Genomic DNA, 1,548 nt, shown 5'->3' on the forward strand with positions numbered 1-1,548 from the left:
ACCTCACGGAAGATGTGCACCGCCTCGGACTCCAGCGCATCCAGGTGCGAGAGGGCGTACGGGGCCTCCGTGCCCTCCTCCACCGTGGCAGCGGTCGTCGTCATGCCAGTCCCCTCTCGGTGAGCAGCGCGTGAACCGCGGCCGCGGACTCCTGGACGGTCTGGTGCTGCGACTCGATCCGCAGATCGGGCGACTCGGGCTCCTCGTAGGGGTCGTCGACCCCGGTCAGCCCGGAGAGTTCACCGGCCGCCTGCTTGGCGTACAGGCCCTTCACATCGCGTACGGAGCACACCTCGACCGGCGTCGCCACATGGATCTCCAGGTACGCGGCGCCGCTCTCCTGGTGGCGCTTGCGCACCGCGTCACGGCTGTCGGCGTACGGCGCGATGACCGGGACCAGCACCTTGACGCCGTTGCGGGCGAGCAGTTCGGCCAGGAAGCCGATGCGCTGCACGTTGGTGTGCCGGTCCTCGCGGCTGAAGCCGAGGCCCGCGGAGATGAACTCGCGGATCTCGTCGCCGTCGAGCACCTCGACGCGGTGGCCCTCCTCGCGCAGCCTGCCGGCCAGCTCGTACGCGATGGTGGTCTTGCCGGCACTCGGCAGACCCGTGAGCCAGACGGTGGCTCCGGTCGTCACGTGCAACTCCTCGGTAGATGTCGTCATCCGTGCAGCCCGCACTCGGTCTTCGCACGGCCCGCCCAGCGGCCGGCCCGCGCGTCCTCGCCCTCCAGCACCCGGCGGGTGCAGGGGGCGCAGCCGACGGACGCGTATCCGTCCATCAGCAGGGGGTTCGTGAGTACGCCGTGCTCCTGGACGTAGGCGTCCACGTCGTCCTGGGTCCAGCGGGCGATGGGGGAGACCTTGACCTTCTGCCGCTTCTCGTCCCAGCCGACGACCGGGGTGTTCGCCCGGGTCGGGGACTCGTCGCGGCGCAGCCCGGTCGCCCAGGCCACGTAGTCCTTCAGGCCCCGCTCCAGCGGCTCGACCTTGCGCAGCCTGCAGCACAGGTCGGGGTTGCGGTCGTGCAGCTTCGGGCCGTACTCGGCGTCCTGCTCGGCGACCGTCTCGCTCGAAGTGGTAGCCGGTGTCGAGGAAGACGACGTCCACGCCCTTCATCGCGCGGGACGCGAGGTGGGCGACCACCGCGTCCTCCATCGAGGAGGTCACGCAGAAACGCCTGCCGAAGGTGTCGACCGCCCACTGGAGGATCTCCAGCGCGGAGGCGTCCTCCAGATCGCGGCCCGCCCGCTCGGCGAGCGCCTTGAGATCGTCGGTCGTGCGCTCTTCCTGAATCGCGGTCATATCCGGTCTCCCCCTGCGTCGGTGGGCTGAAGACCCCGGGCGAGGAGCCCGAGGAACTTCAACTGGAATGCGCGGTTGCACGCCGCGCATTCCCAGGAGCCGTGGCTCTGCTCGCTGGGACGGAGGTCCTCGTCGCCGCAGTAGGGGCAGTAGAAGGGGGCGGCCCGCTCGCTCATGACAGGGCCTCCTCGGAGGCTCGCGAGGCCCAGGCGGCGAAGCGCTCGCCCTCCTCGCGCTCGGCCTGG

Annotated in this window: 2 protein-coding genes and 2 pseudogenes; all 4 read right to left on the minus strand. The window is 70.6% G+C overall.

All coding sequences use genetic code 11. The features are described from left to right. Nucleotides 1-104, minus strand: a pseudogene (locus AOJ26_RS43215) (sulfate adenylyltransferase small subunit); the annotation flags it as partial. Then, complete coding sequence (cysC, locus tag AOJ26_RS39265; RefSeq protein WP_053853125.1) at nucleotides 101-637, minus strand: adenylyl-sulfate kinase; 537 nt, start codon at nucleotides 635-637, stop codon at nucleotides 101-103. The gene cysC and the pseudogene AOJ26_RS43215, both read right to left, overlap by 4 nt. Before the next feature lie 23 nt (nucleotides 638-660). Continuing rightward, a pseudogene (locus AOJ26_RS39270) lies at nucleotides 661-1,303 on the minus strand (phosphoadenylyl-sulfate reductase). Beyond that, nucleotides 1,300-1,479, minus strand: a complete 180-nt coding sequence (locus AOJ26_RS39275) for a hypothetical protein (RefSeq protein WP_053853126.1) — start codon at nucleotides 1,477-1,479, stop codon at nucleotides 1,300-1,302. The pseudogene AOJ26_RS39270 and the gene AOJ26_RS39275 overlap by 4 nt, the downstream one beginning before the upstream one ends. Nucleotides 1,480-1,548: the final 69 nt, after the last annotated feature.

This window comes from Streptomyces sp. NRRL B-24085 (assembly GCF_001282115.1).
In the GTDB taxonomy this organism is placed as follows: Bacteria; Actinomycetota; Actinomycetes; order Streptomycetales; family Streptomycetaceae; genus Streptomyces.